Source organism: Burkholderia sp. AU30198 (assembly GCF_020419825.1).
GTDB lineage: Bacteria > Pseudomonadota > Gammaproteobacteria > Burkholderiales > Burkholderiaceae > Burkholderia.
Genome location: NZ_JAIZSA010000013.1, coordinates 171,112 through 188,311 on the forward strand (window position 1 = coordinate 171,112; position 17,200 = coordinate 188,311).

The following is a 17,200-nucleotide window of genomic DNA, read 5'->3' on the forward strand; positions in this document are numbered from 1 at the left end:
CGCCGGCAACGCGGCTGCCTGCTTCGATTCACGGGCAGCGTGACCGGACATTGGACAGGCCCGACCGGCGCAAGCCGGCCGGGCTTTTTTCATGGGGCGACGAGGTTCGCGACGCACGCGGCGATCGTGTCGCGTACGCGCACGATCGCCGGGTCGCGCTGCGTGCTCGTGCGCCAGCCGATTTCCACCGGGTAGTGCGGCAAGTCGACCGGGCATGCGAGCGCGCGCAGCGGTGTCGATTGCGCGATCGCGCGCGCCGCGTGCGCGGGAATCGTCGCGACCGCGTCGGAGCCGGCGAGCAGGTACGGCAGTGCGGCGAAATGCGTGGTCGACGCCGCGACACGCCGCTTGTGGCCGAGCGTGGCCAGCGCCTCGTCGACGATCCCGATCACGCCGCCCGACGACACGAGCAGGTGGTCGCGCCGCAGGAAATCGGCGAGCGTGAGCGTGCGTGGCGGCTTCGGGCGCGCTGCCGGGTCGATCACGCACGCATAGCCGCCCGTCGCGACCGCGCGCCGGCTGAGCCCGTTCGCCGAGAAGCCGCCCGACGCGATTGCGAGGTCCACACTGTGACGCAGCAGCGCGTCGCCGGCGATGCCGCTGTGCGTCTGCCGGAAGATCAGCCGGATGCCGGCGGCTTCCCGCGCGACGGCGTCGATCAGCGCGCGGCCGAGCGCGATCTCGAAGTCGTCCGACAGCCCGATCGAGATTGTGCGGCCGATGCGGTCGCCGCCGTCGGCTGCGATCGCGAGGCTTTCGCGGCAACGGTCGAGCGCATCGGACAGGATCGGCTTCAGTTCGTCCGCGCGCGGCGTCGGCGCGAGCCCGCGGCCGGTGCGCACGAACAGCGGATCGGCATAGATCACGCGCAGCCGCGCCAGCGCCGCGCTCACCGCCGACTGCGTGAGGCCGAGCCGCAGCGCCGCGCGGCTCGCGCCGCCTTCCTCGTACAGCGCCTCGAACACCTTCAGCAGATTCAGGTCGAGGCTGGCGATATCATCCGCATTCATGACACTTATCGTTCTATCGATTTGATCGATGACATCATATCGATAAAGATGGCGTAACCCCATTCACCGGAGACGCCTTCATGTCCACGTCAGTCATCGCCGCGCTGCAGATCGGTGCATCGCCCGCCGGCACGCGCGCCACGCTCGACACGATCCTCGGCTACGAAACCGCGATCCGCGACAGCGGCGCGTCGCTCGTCGTGCTGCCCGAGGCCGTGCTCGGCGGCTATCCGAAAGGCGAGATCTTCGGCACGCGGCTCGGTTACCGGCTGCCCGAAGGCCGCGACGCGTATGCGCGCTATGCCGCGCAGGCGATCGACGTGCCGGGGCCCGAAACCGACGAGCTGGCCGCGCTGTCGCAGCGCACGGGCGCGAGCCTCGTGGTCGGCGTGATCGAGCGCGGCGGCAGCACGCTGTACTGCACGGCACTGTTCTTCGACCCGCGCGACGGGCTCGTCGCGAAGCACCGCAAGCTGATGCCGACCGGCACCGAACGGCTGATCTGGGGGCAGGGCGACGGCTCGACCTTGCCCGTCGTCGACACGGCCGCGGGCCGCGCGGGCGCCGCGATCTGCTGGGAGAACCACATGCCGCTCCTGCGCTGCGCGATGTACGCGAAGGGCGTGCAGATCTGGTGCGCACCGACCGTCGACGAGCGCGATGTCTGGCAGAGCTCGATGCGGCATATCGCGCACGAAGGGCGCTGCTTCGTCGTCAGCGCATGCCAGGTGCAGCCGTCGCCGCGCGCGCTCGGGATCGATGTGCCGGGCTGGGATCCGGAGCGGCCGCTGATCCGCGGCGGCAGTGTGATCGTCGGGCCGCTCGGCGACCTGCTGACGGAGCCGCTGATCGGCGAAGCCGGGCTCGTGACCGCGCGCATCGATACCGACGAACTCGTGCGGGCGCGCTACGACTTCGACGTGGTCGGGCATTACGCGCGGCCCGACGTGTTCTCGCTGCACGTCGACGAGCGGCCGAAGCGGACGGTGGTATTCGGCGGGTAGGAGGGGGCGGACCGGGCGCCGTGCGGTGCCCCGGAACATGAACGGCGGCGGCGCGCCCGCCGTCGTGCCGCGTCAGCGCATCGGCGCTTCCGCGATCCGCATGTAGTCGGCGATCCGCCGTCCTTCCATGTCCGGAAACTGCTCGTGCACGGTGATGTCGCCCATCCGCGCGATGTCGAAGGTGCGGAAATCGTCGCGCAGCTCGCACCACGCGCCGATCGTCCAGCGCCCGCCCCAGTAGACGAGCCCGAGCGGCCACACGCGGCGTTGCGAATGTGCGCCGAGCCGGTCGCGGTAGCCGAAGCTGACGACGTGGCGCGTGTCGATGGCCTGGTGGATCGCGTCGACCTTCGCGCAAAACGTCTCGTCGATGTGGAACGACGGCGCGAACACGGGCAGGCGGTCGAGCGCCGTGCGCTTGTCGGCCGGCATGGCCGACGCGATCTTCGCGAGCGCCGAGCGCGCGCCGCTCGCGAAGCGCGCACCGCCCCAGGTTTCGAGCATGCGTGCGCCGGTGGCGAGCGCCGCGAGTTCCTCGGCCGTGAACGTGAGCGGCGGCAGGCTAGCGTTGCGGTTCAGCCGGTAGCCGATGCCGGCTTCGCCTTCGATCGGCACCCCTGACAGTTGCAGGTCGCGCACGTCGCGATAGACCGTGCGCGGCGACACCGACAGCCAGTCGGCCAGCTGTTGCGCGGTCGTGAGACGACGCCCGCGCAACAGCTCGGCGATCTGGAACAGGCGGTCGGCACGGCGCGTCATGACGGCACCTCGACTCCAACGGCGGTAGGGACTTCGCGATGATAGCGCCGCGCGAGCCCGACGGCCGGTGCGCTCAGTGGCATTTCGGCGCGTGCAGGCCGACGCGGTTGCCTTCGGTGTCGATCAGGTAGCCGACGTAGCCGTAGTTGTTCGGCAGCTCGACGACCGAGCCCTGCACGACGCCGCCCGCGCGCTTCGCGCGTTCGAGCGCCGCGACGACCGATTCGCCGGCGTTCAGGTAGACGAGCACGCCGTTCGCGCTCGGCTTCATCTGCTGCGGATCGAACACGATGCTGCCGCCCGTGCTCGATGCGTCGCGGTCGAACGTGGCCATCGGCACGCCGCCGATGACTGCGCGCTGCAGCGTCGTTTGCAGCACGGTTTCGTAAAAGCGGATCGCCCGGTCGAAATCGAGGGACGGAATGTCGAACCACGCGATCGCGCGCTCCAGGGGGGCGGTAGCGGTGGCAGTGGCAGTTGCGGACGTCATGACGTGCTCCTTGTTGCGTTGTTGTTCGGGTTCGGTGCGGAAACCAGCGGTGCATTGCGCCGGGATTGCAGTGTGATCGCGGCCTGCTGACACCGTATTGTCAGTAGAGTTGTCATCCTTGACATGCAACCTTTTGGTTGCATAATGAGGTCATTGACCCGGGAGCGGCATGGATCTCGTTTTCAAGGCGCTGGCCGATGCCACGCGCCGCCAGTTGCTTGATTTGCTGCATGCGAAAAGCGGACAGACCCTGTCCGAGCTGTGCGACGGGCTTGCGATGAGCCGGCAGGCCGTAAGCAAGCATCTCGCGCTGCTCGAGGCCGCGAATCTCGTCGCGACGACGTGGCGCGGCAGGGAGAAGCTGCATTACCTGAATCCGGTGCCGATCCACGACATCGCGGAACGCTGGATCGGCAAGTTCGAGCGTCAGCGCCTGCAGGCGCTGGCGGATCTCAAGCGCGGGCTGGAAGCGGCCGGCGATCCTGGAGACAACGATGAGTAATCCCGCCTTTGTGTACGTGACGTTCATTGCATCGACGCCCGAGCGCGTGTTCGATGCGCTCACCAACGCCGAGCTGACGAAGGACTACTGGGTGCGGCATCGCAACGCGTCGCCCGACTGGCGGCCGGGCTCGCGCTGGGAGCATCAGGACTACGACGATCCGTCGCGGGTCGACATCGTCGGCGAAGTGGTCGAGAACGATCCGTCGCGCCGGCTGGTCGTCACGTGGCGCGCGCCGTCGGGGGAGAGCGGGGAATCGCGCGTGACCTACGTCGTCGAGCCGCATGAGGGCGTCGTGAAGCTGACCGTCACGCACGACGGGCTGGTGCCGGGCTCGGAGATGGATCGCGGGATTCGCGGCGGCTGGCCGGTCGTGCTGTCGAGCCTCAAGACGCTGCTCGAGACGGGGCAGGCGCTGCCGTTCACGATGGGCCGCTGGGCGTGCTCGAAGCACTGAAACGAAACGCCGCCGTTGCCGCGGGTGCGGTAACGGCGGCGTTCGGGTTGCCGCGATGGGGCTGCACCGGCGGCCCCATCGCGATCATGCTGCGGATTACGCGTCGCCTTCCGGCGTGGCCGGGCGCGCCTTCACGCTGCCGGCGATCAGGTCGAAGCGGAACAGCCGGCATTCGAGCGCGCCGTTGAACAGCGGCGTCTTCGCCGATTCGCGCAGCCGCAGCTGGCCCGGCAGCGAACGGTCGGACGTCAGCAGGAACGCCTGCCAGCCCGTGAAGCGCTGCTTCAGCGCATCGCCGAGCGCGTTGAAGAACTCGCTGTCCGGCGCATCGGTGTGGGTGCGGCGGAACGCGTCGTCGTTGCCGCGGTTGCGGCCCGTCTCGCGCACCTCGCCGCGCGCGCTGCGGCCACGCACCTCGATCCGCTCGCCGTACGGCGGGTTCGCGAGGATGATGCCCGGGCCGTCGCACGGCGGCGTCATCCCGCGCGCGTCGACCTGCTTGAGCCATACCGACGGCACGCCCGCGCGCTCGAGGTTCGCGCGCGCTTTCTCGAGCATGTCGCCGGAGATGTCGCTGCCGTACACGCCGAGCGCTTCGCCGCGCTTGCCGCGCGCCGCGCGCTTCGCGTCCAGCGCCGGGACCTTCAGCCCCTGCCACGCGGTGATGTCGTACTGCTTGAGTTTCTCGAAACCGAACCGGCGCTCGACGCCGGGCGCCACGCCGAGCGCGATCTGCGCGGCTTCCGCGAGGAACGTGCCGCTGCCGCACATCGGGTCGTACAGCGCCGTGCCGGGCGTCCAGCCCGTCAGGCGCAGGATGCCGGCCGCGAGGTTCTCGCGCAGCGGCGCCGCGCCCTTGTCGAGACGCCAGCCGCGCTTGAACAGCGGCTCGCCCGACGTGTCGAGGTACAGCGTGCATTCGCCCGCCGTCAGGAAGGCGAACACGCGCACGTCCGGCGCACCCGTGTCGATGCTCGGGCGCGCGCCGGTCTTGTCGCGCATCCGGTCGCAGATCGCGTCCTTCACGCGCAACGTCGCGAATTCGAGGCTCTTCAGCGGCGACTTGATCGCCGTGATGTCGACGCGCAGCGTCTGCGTCGCCGCGAACCAGCGCTCCCACGGCTGCTCGAGCGCGAGCGCGTAGACGTCCTGCTCGTTGCGGTATGCGCGGTGCGCAATCTTCAGCAGAACCCGGCTCGCGATCCGCGAATGGAGGTTCGCGGCCATGCCGGCGGCCCAGCCGCCGCTGAAGTGGACGCCGCCCGGCACCTGCGCGCCCGCGGTGAACGGCGCGCCGTTCAGGTGGCGGCCGGCGATTTCGGCCAGCTCGGCGGCAAGCGCCGCTTCGAGGCCGCGCGGGCAGGGGGCGAAGAATTCGTACAGGGTGGGCGAGGACATAAGGCGGGTGAGGACGTGCAAAAGTCCACTATTGTACGCGGCGCGGGCGGCCGGGGCCGGCGTTGTGTCGCGTTTCGGTGCTGCGGCGCGGGCCCGGCGCCGCGCGACCGAGGCGGGAGGCCGGCGCGGCGGTGCCCGGGCGGGCACCGCCATCGCGCCGCGGGCTCAGTGCGAGCCCGGCTGGCCGGCGCGCGCGGCCGGGCCGCTGCCCGGCCAGAACAGCGCGAGCGGATTCGACAGCACCGTGCGGACGATCGCGGCGACGAGCGCGCGCACCTTGGTTCGGCGCAGGCTGCGCGAGCGCACGGCCATCGTGAACGCGAGTGCGAAGCTCACGAGCACGTTGAGGATCGCCATGCTGAGCACGCCGGCGCAGGCCCACCACAGCTCGGGCGTGCCGAGCGCGTCCTTGCCCAGCACGCCGAGCGCGATCCCGATCGAACCGGCCGACAGCGTCACGTGCCGTACCTCGAACGGGAACATGAACACGGTGACGATCGCCGGAATCAGGCCGAGCATCAGGCCGAGGCCGACGTTCGCGACCACGCCGGCCACGTTCGACCGGCAGAAGTGCGCGAGCTTCGCCGCGCCGGCCGCGCCGAGCGTGAGGCGCAGCCGGCGGTTGTACGTGAGCGCGTCGCCGACCCGGTGCAGCACGAACCAGTTGTCGGCCCAGCCCGCGAGCAGGCTCGACGCCCACAGCAGCACGCCCGTCAGCGCCGCGTAGAGCGGCGTCGGGCCGAGCAGCGAGAACGAGTGCAGCGTCGCATGGGCTTTCTCCGGCGAGATCAGGTTCGCATGCAGCAGGTTGCCCGCGAACAGCTGCACCAGCAGGCACACGGGCAGCACGACGAGCACGTTGCCGGAAATCGCGGCGGCCTGCGTGCGGATCAGCGCGATCACCGATGCCACGAACGCCTTCACGCCTTCCTCGTGGCCGGTGTCGTCGAGCTCGCGCGCGAGTGTCGGCGCGGTCATCGCGGGCTGCTTGGTCGCGAGCGTGAAGTGCAGGAAGTGCATCAGCATGAAGCTGGCCGCGTAGTTGACGCCCGCGAGCAGCCCTTCGAGCATCGACTGCAGGTGCGCGCCCGTGATCGCGAACTTCATGCACACGGTCACGACGGTGACGAGGCCGCCACCCGCGGCCATCCGCAGCATCTTCAGGTACTCGGCGCGGCCGCGCGAGATGTAGTGCTCGCCGGTGTCGGCGTTGGTCTCGACGAGCTTGCGCGCGAACAGCGAGAAGTTGCTGCGCACGAGGTGCGACACGCTCTGGCTGTTGTGGTTCGCGTCGATGAGCTCGGCCGTCAGGTGCGCCATGCCGTGCAGGTCGTCGCGTGCCATCCATGCGTTGAGCAGCATCTCGGCGCGCAGGATGCGCATGCGCATCCGCTCGACCTGGAACACGATGTCGACCGACACACCGTTGCGGTACAGGTGCGAGAACACCTCGTCGACGGCGATCCGGCATTCGTCGAGCAGCACGCGCAGGTAGTTCACCTCGTGCAGCAGCTTGCTCGGGTCGCCGCCGTCCTCGACGGCCGCGTGCGCGGTCTCGACCGCGAGCATCGCGCGCGTGAGACGGTAGAACGGCTGCGTTTCGAGCGGTTTGCGCGCGTCGTCGTCGGAGAGCCGGTTGCGCACCGTCTGCGACAGGCCGGTCGAGCTGATCTGGCAGGTGAGGTTGTGCAGCGCGGCCAGCAGGTCGCGCGAGAACGAACCCGGCTCGTGGCGCTCCTCGTCGGTGATGTCGAACGAGATCAGCTCGGCGAGGCGGGTGAGCAGATCGTCGGGCAGCGCGTCGATCCATTGCGCGTCTTCCGGGGTCGGGAACATCAGCGTGAACAGCGCCGACAGCTCGCGGCGGTTCGGTGCAGGCGGGATCAGCGACGAGTCGATCCGCTCGAACAGCGCGCCGAAGAAGCCCGAGTGCACGGGCATGCCGGCGTCGCACAGGAGCGAGATGCCGTCGCACTCGCGCAGGATGCCGCGCAGGATGCGCGCGGCGTGCGTTTTCCACTCGGGATTGCGATCGAGCACGTGGAACAGGTAGCGCAGCCGCGCATGGGCCGGATACGCGCGCGCATCGGCGTCGCGATCGGCCGGCGCGTCCTGCGCGGCCTGCATCGTGCCGGTGCGGCGCAGCCAGTGCGCGAGCTCGATCAGCCATTCGCTGCGCTCGGCGTACGACGCATCGGCGTCGGCGTGCGCGAGCAGCGCATCGAGCTGGTGACCGGCATTGCGCGACGCGCGCCACTTCTTGATCAGGGTCGTCAGGGAACGAAACATAAACGGAATAGCGAAAGCCCTCGGCGGGCGGGTTCGGGATGCCGGCCGGAGAAACGGCGCGGCGCCGGGGAGAACGGGTGAGACGGGGCCGGTTGCCGGGCAATGCGCGGCGACCCGCGATGCGGCTGCCCCGCTGCGGTGCACGCCGAACGCGTGCGGGCGCCGGGAGGCACGGCGGTCGGGCCGAACGCGGCCCGGCGCCGCTGGCTGGCGCGCACGACGAGCGGCGCGAGCCGGAAAGTGCGTAGGATCGTCAATCGGGCCGGAAAACGCAAGCCGACCGTATGGTATGACGCCGGTTCCGGCCGACTTTGACAAACAATGCAAAGTCGCCGTTCGACGCGATGCGCGTGGTGTGACGCAAGCGGCGGCCGGGTCGTGCCGACCGCTGCCGGCGCGTGCTACCGGACGCACCGGGCCGGACGAGGCCGACGAATGCTGCTTCGGACGCTCGCCCGCGCGCCGTACGCTTACGCGCCGGACTTGCCCGTCGCGCCGGCGTCGCCGCCCGGCGTCGGGTTGGCCGGACACGGCACGACCGGCGCGGCGGCCGTCTTGCCGCCGGCCGCGGGCGCCGTCGCAGCGGGCGCGCCGCGGCGCGCGGCCATCGCGCGCACGCCGGCCGCGGCTTGCGCGGCAATCACGTCGAGCGCGCGCCGGTGGCCGGCGACGAGCGCGTCGTAGCCGTCGGCGACCGGCTCCGCGACGCTCGTGCGGCAGGTCATCACGGCCTGCGTGGCGAGCGAGCGCACGCTCCACACGGCGTCGACCGCCGCGCGCTTGGCCGGCCACGACTCGAAGCGCTGCACGTTCACGCTGACGCGATACACGGGCACGCCGGGCGGGTGGGCGGAATTCGCGACGTCGATCGTGCCGAGCTGCGCGGCGAGATCGTCCGACAGCGCGCGGCGGATCTCGTCGGCGGGCGGCGACGCCCAGCGTTCCTGCTCGAGCACGTCGACCTGCGCGGCGTTCTTCTGCACGACCAGCTGGTTTTTCGCGATCTGCTCGGGCACGCCGACGGACGGCACTTCGATCAGGAACGCCGGGTTGGCCGGCGCGGTGCGCAGCGGCGCTGCGGCGTCGGCCGGGCTGAGCGTGTAGAACCGCGCGGGCGGCGAGCTGCACGCGGCGAGCGCGAGGGCGGCGACAGCCGCCGCCGCGCCGCTCGCGAAACCGTTCACGCGTGTCGTCATGGTTGATCTCCTGGCTTGCCCTTGAGCAGCGATTCGGGGTGGCGCTCCAGATAGTCGGAGAGCGCGTTCAGCGACTGCAGCGTGCGCGTGAGCTCCTTCAGCGCGCCGCGCACGTCGGTTTGCAGCGGCGAATCCTGCTGCAGCGTCGCTTCGGCGGTCGAGAAGGTCTGCTTCGCGGCCGACAGCGTGTCGCGCGCTTCCGGCGCGACCTGCGTGTCGAGCTGCTTGAACAGCTTGTCGGCGTTCGACAGCGCGCTGTTCAGGTTCGCGCCGATCTGGTCGAACGGCACCTTGTCGAGCTTCTTCGCGATGTCGGCGACCTGCAGCTGCAGCTCGTCGAGCGTGTTCGGCACGGTCGGCAGCTCGAGCGGCTGGCGTGCCGTATCGATCGTCACGGTCGGAGCCTTCGGGAAGAAGTCGAGCGCGACGTACAGCTGGCTCGTCAGCAGGTTGCCGGTGCGCAGCTGGCCGCGCAGCCCGTGCCGGACGAGCCGCTCGACGATCTCGCGACGGGCCGGTTCGCCCTTGCTCTCGATCGTCTCGCGGAAGCGGCGGCCGAGGCGCTCCGGATAGATGTTCATCGTCACCGGCATCAGGAAGTTCTTCGTCTTCGGATCGAAGTCGATGCCGATATTGGTGACTTCGCCGAGCACGATGCCGCGGAAGTCGACCGGCGCGCCGACGGCGAGCCCGCGCAGCGACTGGTTGAAGTTCATCACGACCGGCAGCGGCAGGCCGTCCGGATCGCGCATCGCGTCGGCTTCGTCGTAGCCGAGCCGGAACGTCGTGTTGTTCGGTGCGGTCGTGCCGGAGTCCTGGTTCGGCGGTGTCTGGAATGCGATGCCGCCGAGGATCACGGTGGCGAGCGACTGCGTGTTCAGCTTCAGGCCGCTCGAATCGAGCCGCAGGTCGACGCCGCTCGCCTGCCACCAGCGCGAGTTCACGCCGACGTACTGGTCGTACGGCGCGTTGACGAACACGTGGAACGTTACGCCCGTGCCGTCCCTGTCGAGCGAGAAGCCGACCACCTGGCCGACCTGCACGCGCCGGTAGTAGACCGGCGAGCCGATGTCGACCGAGCCGAGCGAACCGCCGCGCAGCACGTATTGCGTGCCCTTCTGGTCGCCGGTGACGGCCGGCGGCGTTTCGAAACCCGTGAAGTCGGTCAGGGTATCCTGCGAGCGCCCGGCATCGACGCCGATGTACGCGCCGGACAGCAGCGTGCCAAGCCCCGACACGCCGGTCGCGCCGATGCGCGGCCGCACGATCCAGAAGCGCGAGTCCTTGACCGCGAAGTCCTCGGCTTCCTTCTTCAGCTGCACCTGGACGAGCACGCGCGACAGGTCCTTCGACAGCTTGATCGTCTTGACCATGCCGATCTCGACGTCCTTGTACTTGACCTGGGTCTTGCCGGGCTCGAGCCCTTCGGCGCTGTGGAAGCTGATCGTGATTTCCGGGCCGCGCTCGCGCACGGACTTGATCACGAGGCCGATGCCGATCAGCGCGGCGATCAGCGGCACGAGCCAGACGAGCGACGGCAGCCAGCCGCTTTTCGTCGAGATCGTCGGATCGGGCGGCCGGGGCGCGTCGTGCTGCGGGCCTTGTGGACTATTCATGGTGATTCCCTGAGGTTTCGACTGGATCCCAGATCAGGCGGGGATCGAACTGCATCGACGCGAGCATGGTCAGGATCACGACCGAACCGAACGCGAGCGCGCCGGGGCCGGCCGTGATGATGGCGAGCGAACGAAAATGGACGAGCGCGACGGTCAGCGTCACGACGAAGATGTCGAGCATCGACCAGCGGCCGATGCGCTCGACGATCCGGAACAGGCGCGTGCGCTGCAGCGGCCGCCACGCGGTGCGGCGCTGCGCGCTGATCACGAGGATCAGCAGCACGCCGAGCTTGAGCATCGGCACGAGGATGCTCGCGACGAACACGACGACGGCGAGCGGCCAGTCGCCCGAGATCCAGAAATAGATGACGCCGCTCATGATCGTGTCTTCCTGCGAGCCGACGATCGACGCCGTGCGCATGATCGGCAGCAGGTTCGCGGGAATGTACAGGATCGCGGCCGCGAGCAGCAGCGCCCACGTGCGCATCAGGCTGTTCGGCGTACGGAAATGGAGCGCGCTGCCGCAGCGTGCGCAGTGTGAGTGCGGATGGTCGAGCGTCTGCACGAGGCCGCACACATGGCAGCTGGCGTAGCCCTCGCGGGCGGCGGTCGGGATCGTCATCGGCGGGCGGCTTCCGGCAGCGGGGCGGCATCGTCGGGCTGCCCGGGCGCGCGCCCGGCACGCAGGTCGTCGGCGATGTCCCACAGCGTGCGCGGATCGAACATCAGCACGACGGCGATCATCAGCGTGAGCGCGGCGAACGCGAACAGCGCGGCTTCGGGAACGACTCTTGCGAGACTCACCATCTTCACGATCGTGACGAGGATCCCGAGCATGAACACCTCGATCATCCCCCACGGCCGCACGAGCTCGATCGCGCGCAGCACCAGGTTGAAGCCGGGCGGCACGACGCCGCGGCGGATCGGCAGCAGCAGGTACAGCAGCGCGGCCATCTCGACGAGCGGGAACAGCACGGTCGAGCAGAACACCATCACGCCGACGATCGCCATGTCCTGGTGCCACAGCGAATCGATCGCACCGATCAGCGTGGTCTGCACGCGGTTGCCGTTCACGTCCATTTCGAGGATCGGGAACGCCTGCGCGATCGTGAACGTGATCAGCGCCGCGAGCGCGAGCGCGCAGATCCGCTCGATCTGCGCGGCGCTGTTGCGATAGAGCAGGGCATCGCAGCGCGGACAGCGCGCGGATTCACGTCCGCTCAGGCGCGGTTTGTGCAACAGTGCGTCGCACTCGTGACAGGCAATCAGGTCGTTTCGTTGCATGGAAAAGGCAGTTGTGCGACGGCTGGGGAGACGCGTCGACGGGGCCGGAACCCGCGCCAATCTTACCAAAAGGCCTTTTTCGGCGTGTCAACGATCGTGTGTTCGGTGACTGATCGGTAACATGACGGGAAACCGTCAGCCGGCTGGCGCGCCTGTCTTCAGAGTCCGCGCGCGTCAAAAGGTTGCGGTAGCATGGCGCCCTTGACAAGCGTCGGACCAATTGCCGGCGCGGCCGTTCGCTGAACTGAGGAATCCAAGATGGCATCGAAATCGCTGCCGGCCACGCCGGTACGCTATACGCAAACTGCGATCGCGCTGCACTGGCTGATCGCGCTGCTGATCGTCTGCGCGTTCGCGCTGGGCTGGGTGATGACCGACATCCCGGGCTTCACGCCGACCAAGCTGAAGTACTTTTCGTGGCACAAGTGGATCGGCGTGACCGTATTCGCGCTGGCCGCCGTGCGCGTGCTGTGGCGTGCGACTCACGTGCCGCCGGCGCTGCCGGGCGATACGCCGGCGTGGCAGCGTGCGGCGTCGCACGGCGTGCACATCCTGCTGTACGTGCTGATGATCGTGATTCCGGTGACGGGCTACCTGTACAGCTCGGCGTCGAACATCCCGGTCGTCTACCTTGGCATCGTGCCGCTGCCGCGGCTGATCGACCCCGATCCGGTGCTCAAGGAAACCTTCAAGACGCTTCACGTGTCCTTGAATTACATTCTGCTTGCGCTCGTCTCGCTGCACGTGCTTGCGGCGCTCAAGCACCAGTTGTTGGACCGCGACGGCCTGCTGTCGCGGATGCTTCCCTTTGCCAAATGAAGGATCCCATGAAAGTGTCTTTCTCCCGCTCCATGCTGACCGCCTTCGCCGCGGTGTCACTTGTCGCGTCGGGCGCGGCGCTCGCCGATGTCGATCTCGCGAAGAGCAAGGTGTCTGCCGTGTCGAAGCAGATGAACGTGCCGACCGAAGGCGCGTTCAAGAAATTTTCCGCGCAGGTGAAGTTCGATCCCGCGAAAGCCGCGCAGGGCAGCGCCCAGATGACGATCGACGTCGCGAGCTATGACCTCGGCGACAAGATGTACAACGAACAGGTCGCCGGCAAGGACTGGTTCGACGCGAAGGCGTATCCGCAGGCGACGTTCGTGTCGTCGGCGATCGCGCCGACGGGCGGCAACAAGTACAACGTGACCGGCAAGCTGACGATCAAGGGCAAGTCCGAGAACGTCACGGTGCCCGTCACGGTCACGCAAAGCGGCGCGACGCAGACGTTCGACGGCGTGCTGCCGATCAAGCGTTCGGCCTTCAACGTCGGCACCGGCGAGTGGAAGGACACGTCGATCGTCGCGGACGAAGTGCAGATCAAGTTCCATCTCGTCGCCACCAAGTAAGCGGCGGGCTGTCGCCTCACCTGAATGCCGCGCGAGGGCGCGGCGCCGTTCCAAGGAGAAAGAGTTTGAAAAAGCAACTGATCATCGCCGCGGGCGCGCTGGCAGCGTCGCTGTCGTTCTCGGCGTTTGCCGATAGCGCAACGTACCAGTTCGACCCGAGCCACACGTACCCGAGCTTCGAGGCCGACCACTTCGGCGGCCTGTCGGTCTGGCGCGGCAAGTTCGACAAGTCGAGCGGCACCGTGACGCTCGACCGCGCGGCGAAGACGGGTACGGTCGACGTGACGACCGACATCGCGTCGATCCACACCGGCAGCGCGAAACTCGACGAGCATCTGCAGACGGCCGAGTTCTTCGACGTGTCCAAGTTCCCGCAGGCGAACTACAAGGGCACGATCAAGTTCGACGGCGACAAGCCGGTGTCGGTGGTCGGCAACCTGACGATGCATGGCGTCACGAAGCCGGTGACGCTGAAGATCGATTCGTTCAAGTGCATGCCGCACCCGATGCTTAAGCGTGAAGTGTGCGGCGTCGACGCCGTCGGCGAATTCAGCCGCGACGATTTCGGCCTCGACTACGGCAAGCAGTACGGCTTCAAGATGAAGACGAAGCTGCTGATCACGGCTGAAGCCGTCAAGCAGCAGTAACGCGTCCGGCCGGGCCGGCCGCCGCGCCGGCCCGCCGCGAGCACACCGCCGCGTTCCCGTCAGGGGGCGCGGCGGTATTTTTTTGCGCGCCTATAATCGCCCGAGCGCCGTGCGCGGCGCCGGGCAGGCCGACGGCGCGCGCGGCCGCCTCGCACAGAACGTACAACGACAAGGAGATCGCCGATGCATGCCGTCACGCAGTCCCGTTCCATTGCCTCGTCGCCGCGCGTGTGGCGCGCGGTGGTCGCCGCGTCGATCGGCAACGCGCTCGAGTGGTTCGATCTCGTCGTCTACGGCTTCTTCGCGGTGACGATCTCGAAGCTGTTCTTCCCGGCCGGCAACGACACCGTGTCGCTGCTGCTCACGCTCGGCACGTTCGGCGTGTCGTTCTTCATGCGCCCGCTCGGCGCGATCGTGCTCGGCGCTTATGCCGACCGCGCGGGCCGCAAGGCCGCGCTCACGCTGTCGATCCTGCTGATGATGGTGGGCACGCTGATCATCGCGGTGCTGCCGACCTACGCGACGATCGGCGTCGCCGCGCCGGTGATCCTCGTCGCCGCGCGGCTGATGCAGGGCTTCTCGGCCGGCGGCGAGTTCGGCAGCGCGACCGCGTTCCTCGCCGAGCACGTGCCGGGCCGGCGCGGCTTCTTCGCGAGCTGGCAGGTCGCGAGCCAAGGGCTCACGACGCTGCTCGCCGCCGGCTTCGGCACCGTTCTGAACGCGCAACTCACGGCCGCGCAGATGGCGTCGTGGGGCTGGCGCGTGCCGTTCTTCTTTGGCCTGCTGCTCGGGCCGGTCGCGTACTACATCCGCACGAAGGTCGACGAGACGCCCGAATTCCTCGCGGCGGAAGGCACCGCGAACCCGCTGCGCGACACCTTCGCGTCGCACAAGGCGCGCCTCGTCGCCGCGATGGGCGTGGTCGTGCTCGGCACCGTGGCAACCTATCTCGTGCTGTTCATGCCGACCTACGGCGTGAAGCAGCTCGGCCTCGCACCGTCGGCCGCGTTCGCGGCGATCCTCGTGGTCGGCGTGATCCAGATGGCGTTCGCGCCGCTCGTCGGCCACTGGTCGGACACTTACGGCCGCGTGCGCGTGATGATCGCGCCGGCCATCGGCATCCTCGTGCTGATCTATCCGGCGTTCGCGTACCTGGTCGCGCATCCGGGCTTCGGCACGCTGATCGCGCTGCAGGTGCTGCTCGCCTTCCTGATGACGGGCTACTTCGCGGCGCTGCCGGGTTTGTTGTCCGAAGTGTTTCCGGTGCAGACGCGCACGACCGGGATGTCGCTCGCGTATAACGTCGCGGTGACGATTTTCGGCGGCTTCGGGCCGTTCATCATCGCGTGGCTGATCAAGGCAACCGGGATGAAGACCGCGCCGAGCTTCTACCTGATGTTCGCGGCCGTGTTGAGCCTCGTGGCGCTCGTCGTGCTGCGCCGGCGGTTCGGGTTCCGGTAACAGGACGGGCGGCGCGCGTCAGTTGCCGACGCGCTCGCATACGGGCTGCGCGGGCATCAGTTGCGGCCTGGCTTCGACGGTCTGCACGGGGCGCCCGGCGAGTGCGGCGAGTGCCTGCCTGAGTTGCCAGTCGGTTGCCGTGCCGAACACGCGCTGTGGCAGCGCCGCGCTCTTCGCCGTATCGATCTTCGCGAACGCACGCTGCTCGCGCAGCTTCTGCCGTTCCTTGCGCCCCTTCGCGAACGGATCGGGCGCCAGCCGGTCCGCATATGGTGCGCGGGCGAGATCGGCTTCCCGGTACCACAGCAGCACGCCGTCGACGTCCGAGTCGCGGCGCGGCGGCACGAGCCAGTCCGGCACGACGCCGTAGCCGTCCATCGGGCAGCCGTTCGGCCGCACGTTGCGCGCATACGTGAAATTCAGGCGCGTGCCGTCGATGAGATCGACGCCCGTCTGCGCGAGGCCCTTGCCGTAGGTCGGCATGCCGAGCAGTTTCGCTCGGCCGAGATCCTTCAGCGCGGCCGCAGTCGCTTCGGCGGCCGATGCGCTCTGTCCGTCGACGAGCACGACGAGCGGCACGGTGCGCCACCAGTCGTCGGCCTGCAGCGGCGCGAGCGGATCCTGCCCGTGCATGACCGGCAGTTCGTAGTCGGGCCAGTTGGTTGTGTAGCGACGGCGGTGCGTATCGCCGCGCTCGACCGTCACCATCGCGGTGCGATCGCGGCCCGTGAACAGCGCGGTGATGCCGATCGCCGCATTCAGCGCGCCGCCGCCGTTGATGCGCAGGTCGAGAATCAGGCCTTTCACCGGCGGGCCCGCGCGGCGCGCGGCCTGCACCGTGTCGATGTAGTCGCCGACCGCCGGTTCCGGGAAGCTCGACAGCCGCGTGTACAGGATGTCGCCGTCGAGCCGTTTCGCGGTCGCCGGATGCGGCTTGAGGATCTTTCGCACGGGCGCAAAGCTCAGGACCGCGTGCGACGGGCCGCGCTGGACCGTGAGCTTCAGCGGCACGCCCGCGTCGCCCTTGGCGAGTTGGGTCAGGTCGGCGGGATCGATGCCGACGACGCTCGTATCGTTCATCGCGACGACGAGATCGTCGGGGCGCACGCCGGCCTGTTCCGCGGGCGCGTCGGGAATCACGTCGACGATGTGCAGCCCGTCGGGCCGCGTCTCGAACACAATGCCGATGCCGGGTGTACCGTCGCGCGCACGCCGTTCGTCGTCGCGCCGCTCCTGCTCCTCCTTCGCGTCGAAGAAACGTGCGTACGGCAGCGTCTTGATTCCTGCGTGGGTCGTTGCGTCGAGCAGTGCGCCGATGTCGACGTCGGTCAGGTGCTGCCGCTTCAGGACTTCCACCGCCGCCTTGAGCTCGCAGATCTGCGGCTCCCAGTCGGGCGGGCAGGGCGAAGGCGGCTGGGCGGCTGCGGGCGAGGCGGTGCCGGGGGCGGGTGCAGATGCGGAAGCGGAAGCGGGAGCGGGAGCGGGAGCGGGCGGCGCGGACGCCGGCTGTTGCGCACCGACGGGCGACACGCACGGCAGGAGCACGGCCGTGACGGCCGCGCAAACGGCAAGGCGAAGAACGACACGCGTGGGAGGCATCATCGGGACCGCACGTTTGAACGGAGGGCGAAGGTGCTGTCCCGCCGACGCGCGGCCGGCGTGCGGTACGGCGGGACGGTCACGATTGTAGCCGACGCGC

Annotated in this window: 17 protein-coding genes; 7 read left to right on the forward strand and 10 right to left on the reverse strand. The window is 68.9% G+C overall.

Translation table 11 applies throughout. The features are described from left to right. Positions 1-89: 89 nt before the first annotated feature. Positions 90-1,010, reverse strand: coding sequence for a LysR family transcriptional regulator (locus LGN19_RS26375; RefSeq protein WP_226217934.1), 921 nt, complete (start codon positions 1,008-1,010; stop codon positions 90-92). 80 nt (positions 1,011-1,090) lie between these two features. Here LGN19_RS26375 and LGN19_RS26380 point away from each other — a divergent pair, with 80 nt between their 5' ends. Then, entirely contained in the window at positions 1,091-2,014 is a 924-nt protein-coding gene (locus LGN19_RS26380) for a carbon-nitrogen hydrolase family protein (RefSeq protein ID WP_046544957.1), read from the forward strand. Positions 2,015-2,086: 72 nt separating this feature from the next. Here the strand turns inward: LGN19_RS26380 and LGN19_RS26385 are convergent, their stop codons facing one another. Further along, on the reverse strand, positions 2,087-2,773 hold the full coding sequence (locus LGN19_RS26385) for a helix-turn-helix transcriptional regulator (RefSeq protein WP_069746174.1): 687 nt from the start codon (positions 2,771-2,773) through the stop codon (positions 2,087-2,089). 73 nt (positions 2,774-2,846) lie between these two features. Next, positions 2,847-3,263, reverse strand: coding sequence for a VOC family protein (locus LGN19_RS26390; protein WP_226217936.1), 417 nt, complete (start codon positions 3,261-3,263; stop codon positions 2,847-2,849). A 169-nt stretch (positions 3,264-3,432) separates the two neighbouring features. Here LGN19_RS26390 and LGN19_RS26395 point away from each other — a divergent pair, with 169 nt between their 5' ends. Together LGN19_RS26395 and LGN19_RS26400 are read left to right on the forward strand one after the other, a co-directional pair. Next, complete coding sequence (locus LGN19_RS26395; RefSeq protein WP_011350981.1) at positions 3,433-3,765, forward strand: ArsR/SmtB family transcription factor; 333 nt, start codon at positions 3,433-3,435, stop codon at positions 3,763-3,765. Continuing rightward, complete coding sequence (locus LGN19_RS26400) at positions 3,758-4,222, forward strand: SRPBCC family protein (protein WP_226217937.1); 465 nt, start codon at positions 3,758-3,760, stop codon at positions 4,220-4,222. Before LGN19_RS26395 ends, LGN19_RS26400 begins: the two co-directional genes overlap by 8 nt. 96 nt (positions 4,223-4,318) lie before the next feature. Here the strand turns inward: LGN19_RS26400 and LGN19_RS26405 are convergent, their stop codons facing one another. The 6 genes from LGN19_RS26405 to LGN19_RS26430 all read right to left on the reverse strand — a co-directional run bounded on the left by LGN19_RS26405 (position 4,319) and on the right by LGN19_RS26430 (position 12,005). Continuing rightward, the gene (locus LGN19_RS26405) at positions 4,319-5,620 is read right to left on the reverse strand and encodes a THUMP domain-containing class I SAM-dependent RNA methyltransferase (RefSeq protein ID WP_039361417.1); all 1,302 of its coding nucleotides are present in this window, start codon (positions 5,618-5,620) and stop codon (positions 4,319-4,321) included. A 165-nt stretch (positions 5,621-5,785) separates the two neighbouring features. Further along, the gene (locus LGN19_RS26410; RefSeq protein ID WP_175222369.1) at positions 5,786-7,909 is read right to left on the reverse strand and encodes a site-specific recombinase; all 2,124 of its coding nucleotides are present in this window, start codon (positions 7,907-7,909) and stop codon (positions 5,786-5,788) included. 470 nt (positions 7,910-8,379) lie between these two features. Further along, entirely contained in the window at positions 8,380-9,105 is a 726-nt protein-coding gene (locus LGN19_RS26415) for a membrane integrity-associated transporter subunit PqiC (RefSeq protein WP_226217939.1), read from the reverse strand. Beyond that, the gene (locus LGN19_RS26420; protein WP_226217941.1) at positions 9,102-10,721 is read right to left on the reverse strand and encodes an intermembrane transport protein PqiB; all 1,620 of its coding nucleotides are present in this window, start codon (positions 10,719-10,721) and stop codon (positions 9,102-9,104) included. The genes LGN19_RS26415 and LGN19_RS26420 overlap by 4 nt, the downstream gene beginning before the upstream one ends. Beyond that, positions 10,714-11,343 (reverse strand): paraquat-inducible protein A, encoded by a 630-nt coding sequence (locus LGN19_RS26425; protein ID WP_226217942.1) that lies wholly within the window; start codon positions 11,341-11,343, stop codon positions 10,714-10,716. Before LGN19_RS26425 ends, LGN19_RS26420 begins: the two co-directional genes overlap by 8 nt. Further along, on the reverse strand, positions 11,340-12,005 hold the full coding sequence (locus LGN19_RS26430) for a paraquat-inducible protein A (RefSeq protein ID WP_043191143.1): 666 nt from the start codon (positions 12,003-12,005) through the stop codon (positions 11,340-11,342). The genes LGN19_RS26425 and LGN19_RS26430 overlap by 4 nt, the downstream gene beginning before the upstream one ends. Positions 12,006-12,263: 258 nt before the next feature. On the opposite strand from LGN19_RS26430, the gene LGN19_RS26435 reads away from it, so the two are divergent. The 4 genes from LGN19_RS26435 (at position 12,264) to LGN19_RS26450 (ending at position 15,501) form a co-directional block, all read left to right on the forward strand. Further along, on the forward strand, positions 12,264-12,824 hold the full coding sequence (locus LGN19_RS26435; RefSeq protein WP_122944509.1) for a cytochrome b: 561 nt from the start codon (positions 12,264-12,266) through the stop codon (positions 12,822-12,824). A gap of 8 nt (positions 12,825-12,832) precedes the next feature. Continuing rightward, positions 12,833-13,393: a YceI family protein gene (locus tag LGN19_RS26440; protein ID WP_174963455.1), complete on the forward strand. Its 561-nt coding sequence runs from the start codon at positions 12,833-12,835 to the stop codon at positions 13,391-13,393. 65 nt (positions 13,394-13,458) lie between these two features. After that, positions 13,459-14,040 carry a YceI family protein gene (locus LGN19_RS26445; RefSeq protein WP_122944510.1) on the forward strand — a complete coding sequence of 194 codons (582 nt, stop codon included), beginning with the start codon at positions 13,459-13,461 and terminating at the stop codon, positions 14,038-14,040. A gap of 183 nt (positions 14,041-14,223) precedes the next feature. Then, positions 14,224-15,501, forward strand: a complete 1,278-nt coding sequence (locus LGN19_RS26450) for an MFS transporter (protein ID WP_226217943.1) — start codon at positions 14,224-14,226, stop codon at positions 15,499-15,501. A gap of 18 nt (positions 15,502-15,519) precedes the next feature. On the opposite strand, the gene LGN19_RS26455 is transcribed toward LGN19_RS26450, so the two are convergent. After that, on the reverse strand, positions 15,520-17,103 hold the full coding sequence (locus LGN19_RS26455) for a S41 family peptidase (RefSeq protein ID WP_226217944.1): 1,584 nt from the start codon (positions 17,101-17,103) through the stop codon (positions 15,520-15,522). Positions 17,104-17,200: the final 97 nt, after the last annotated feature.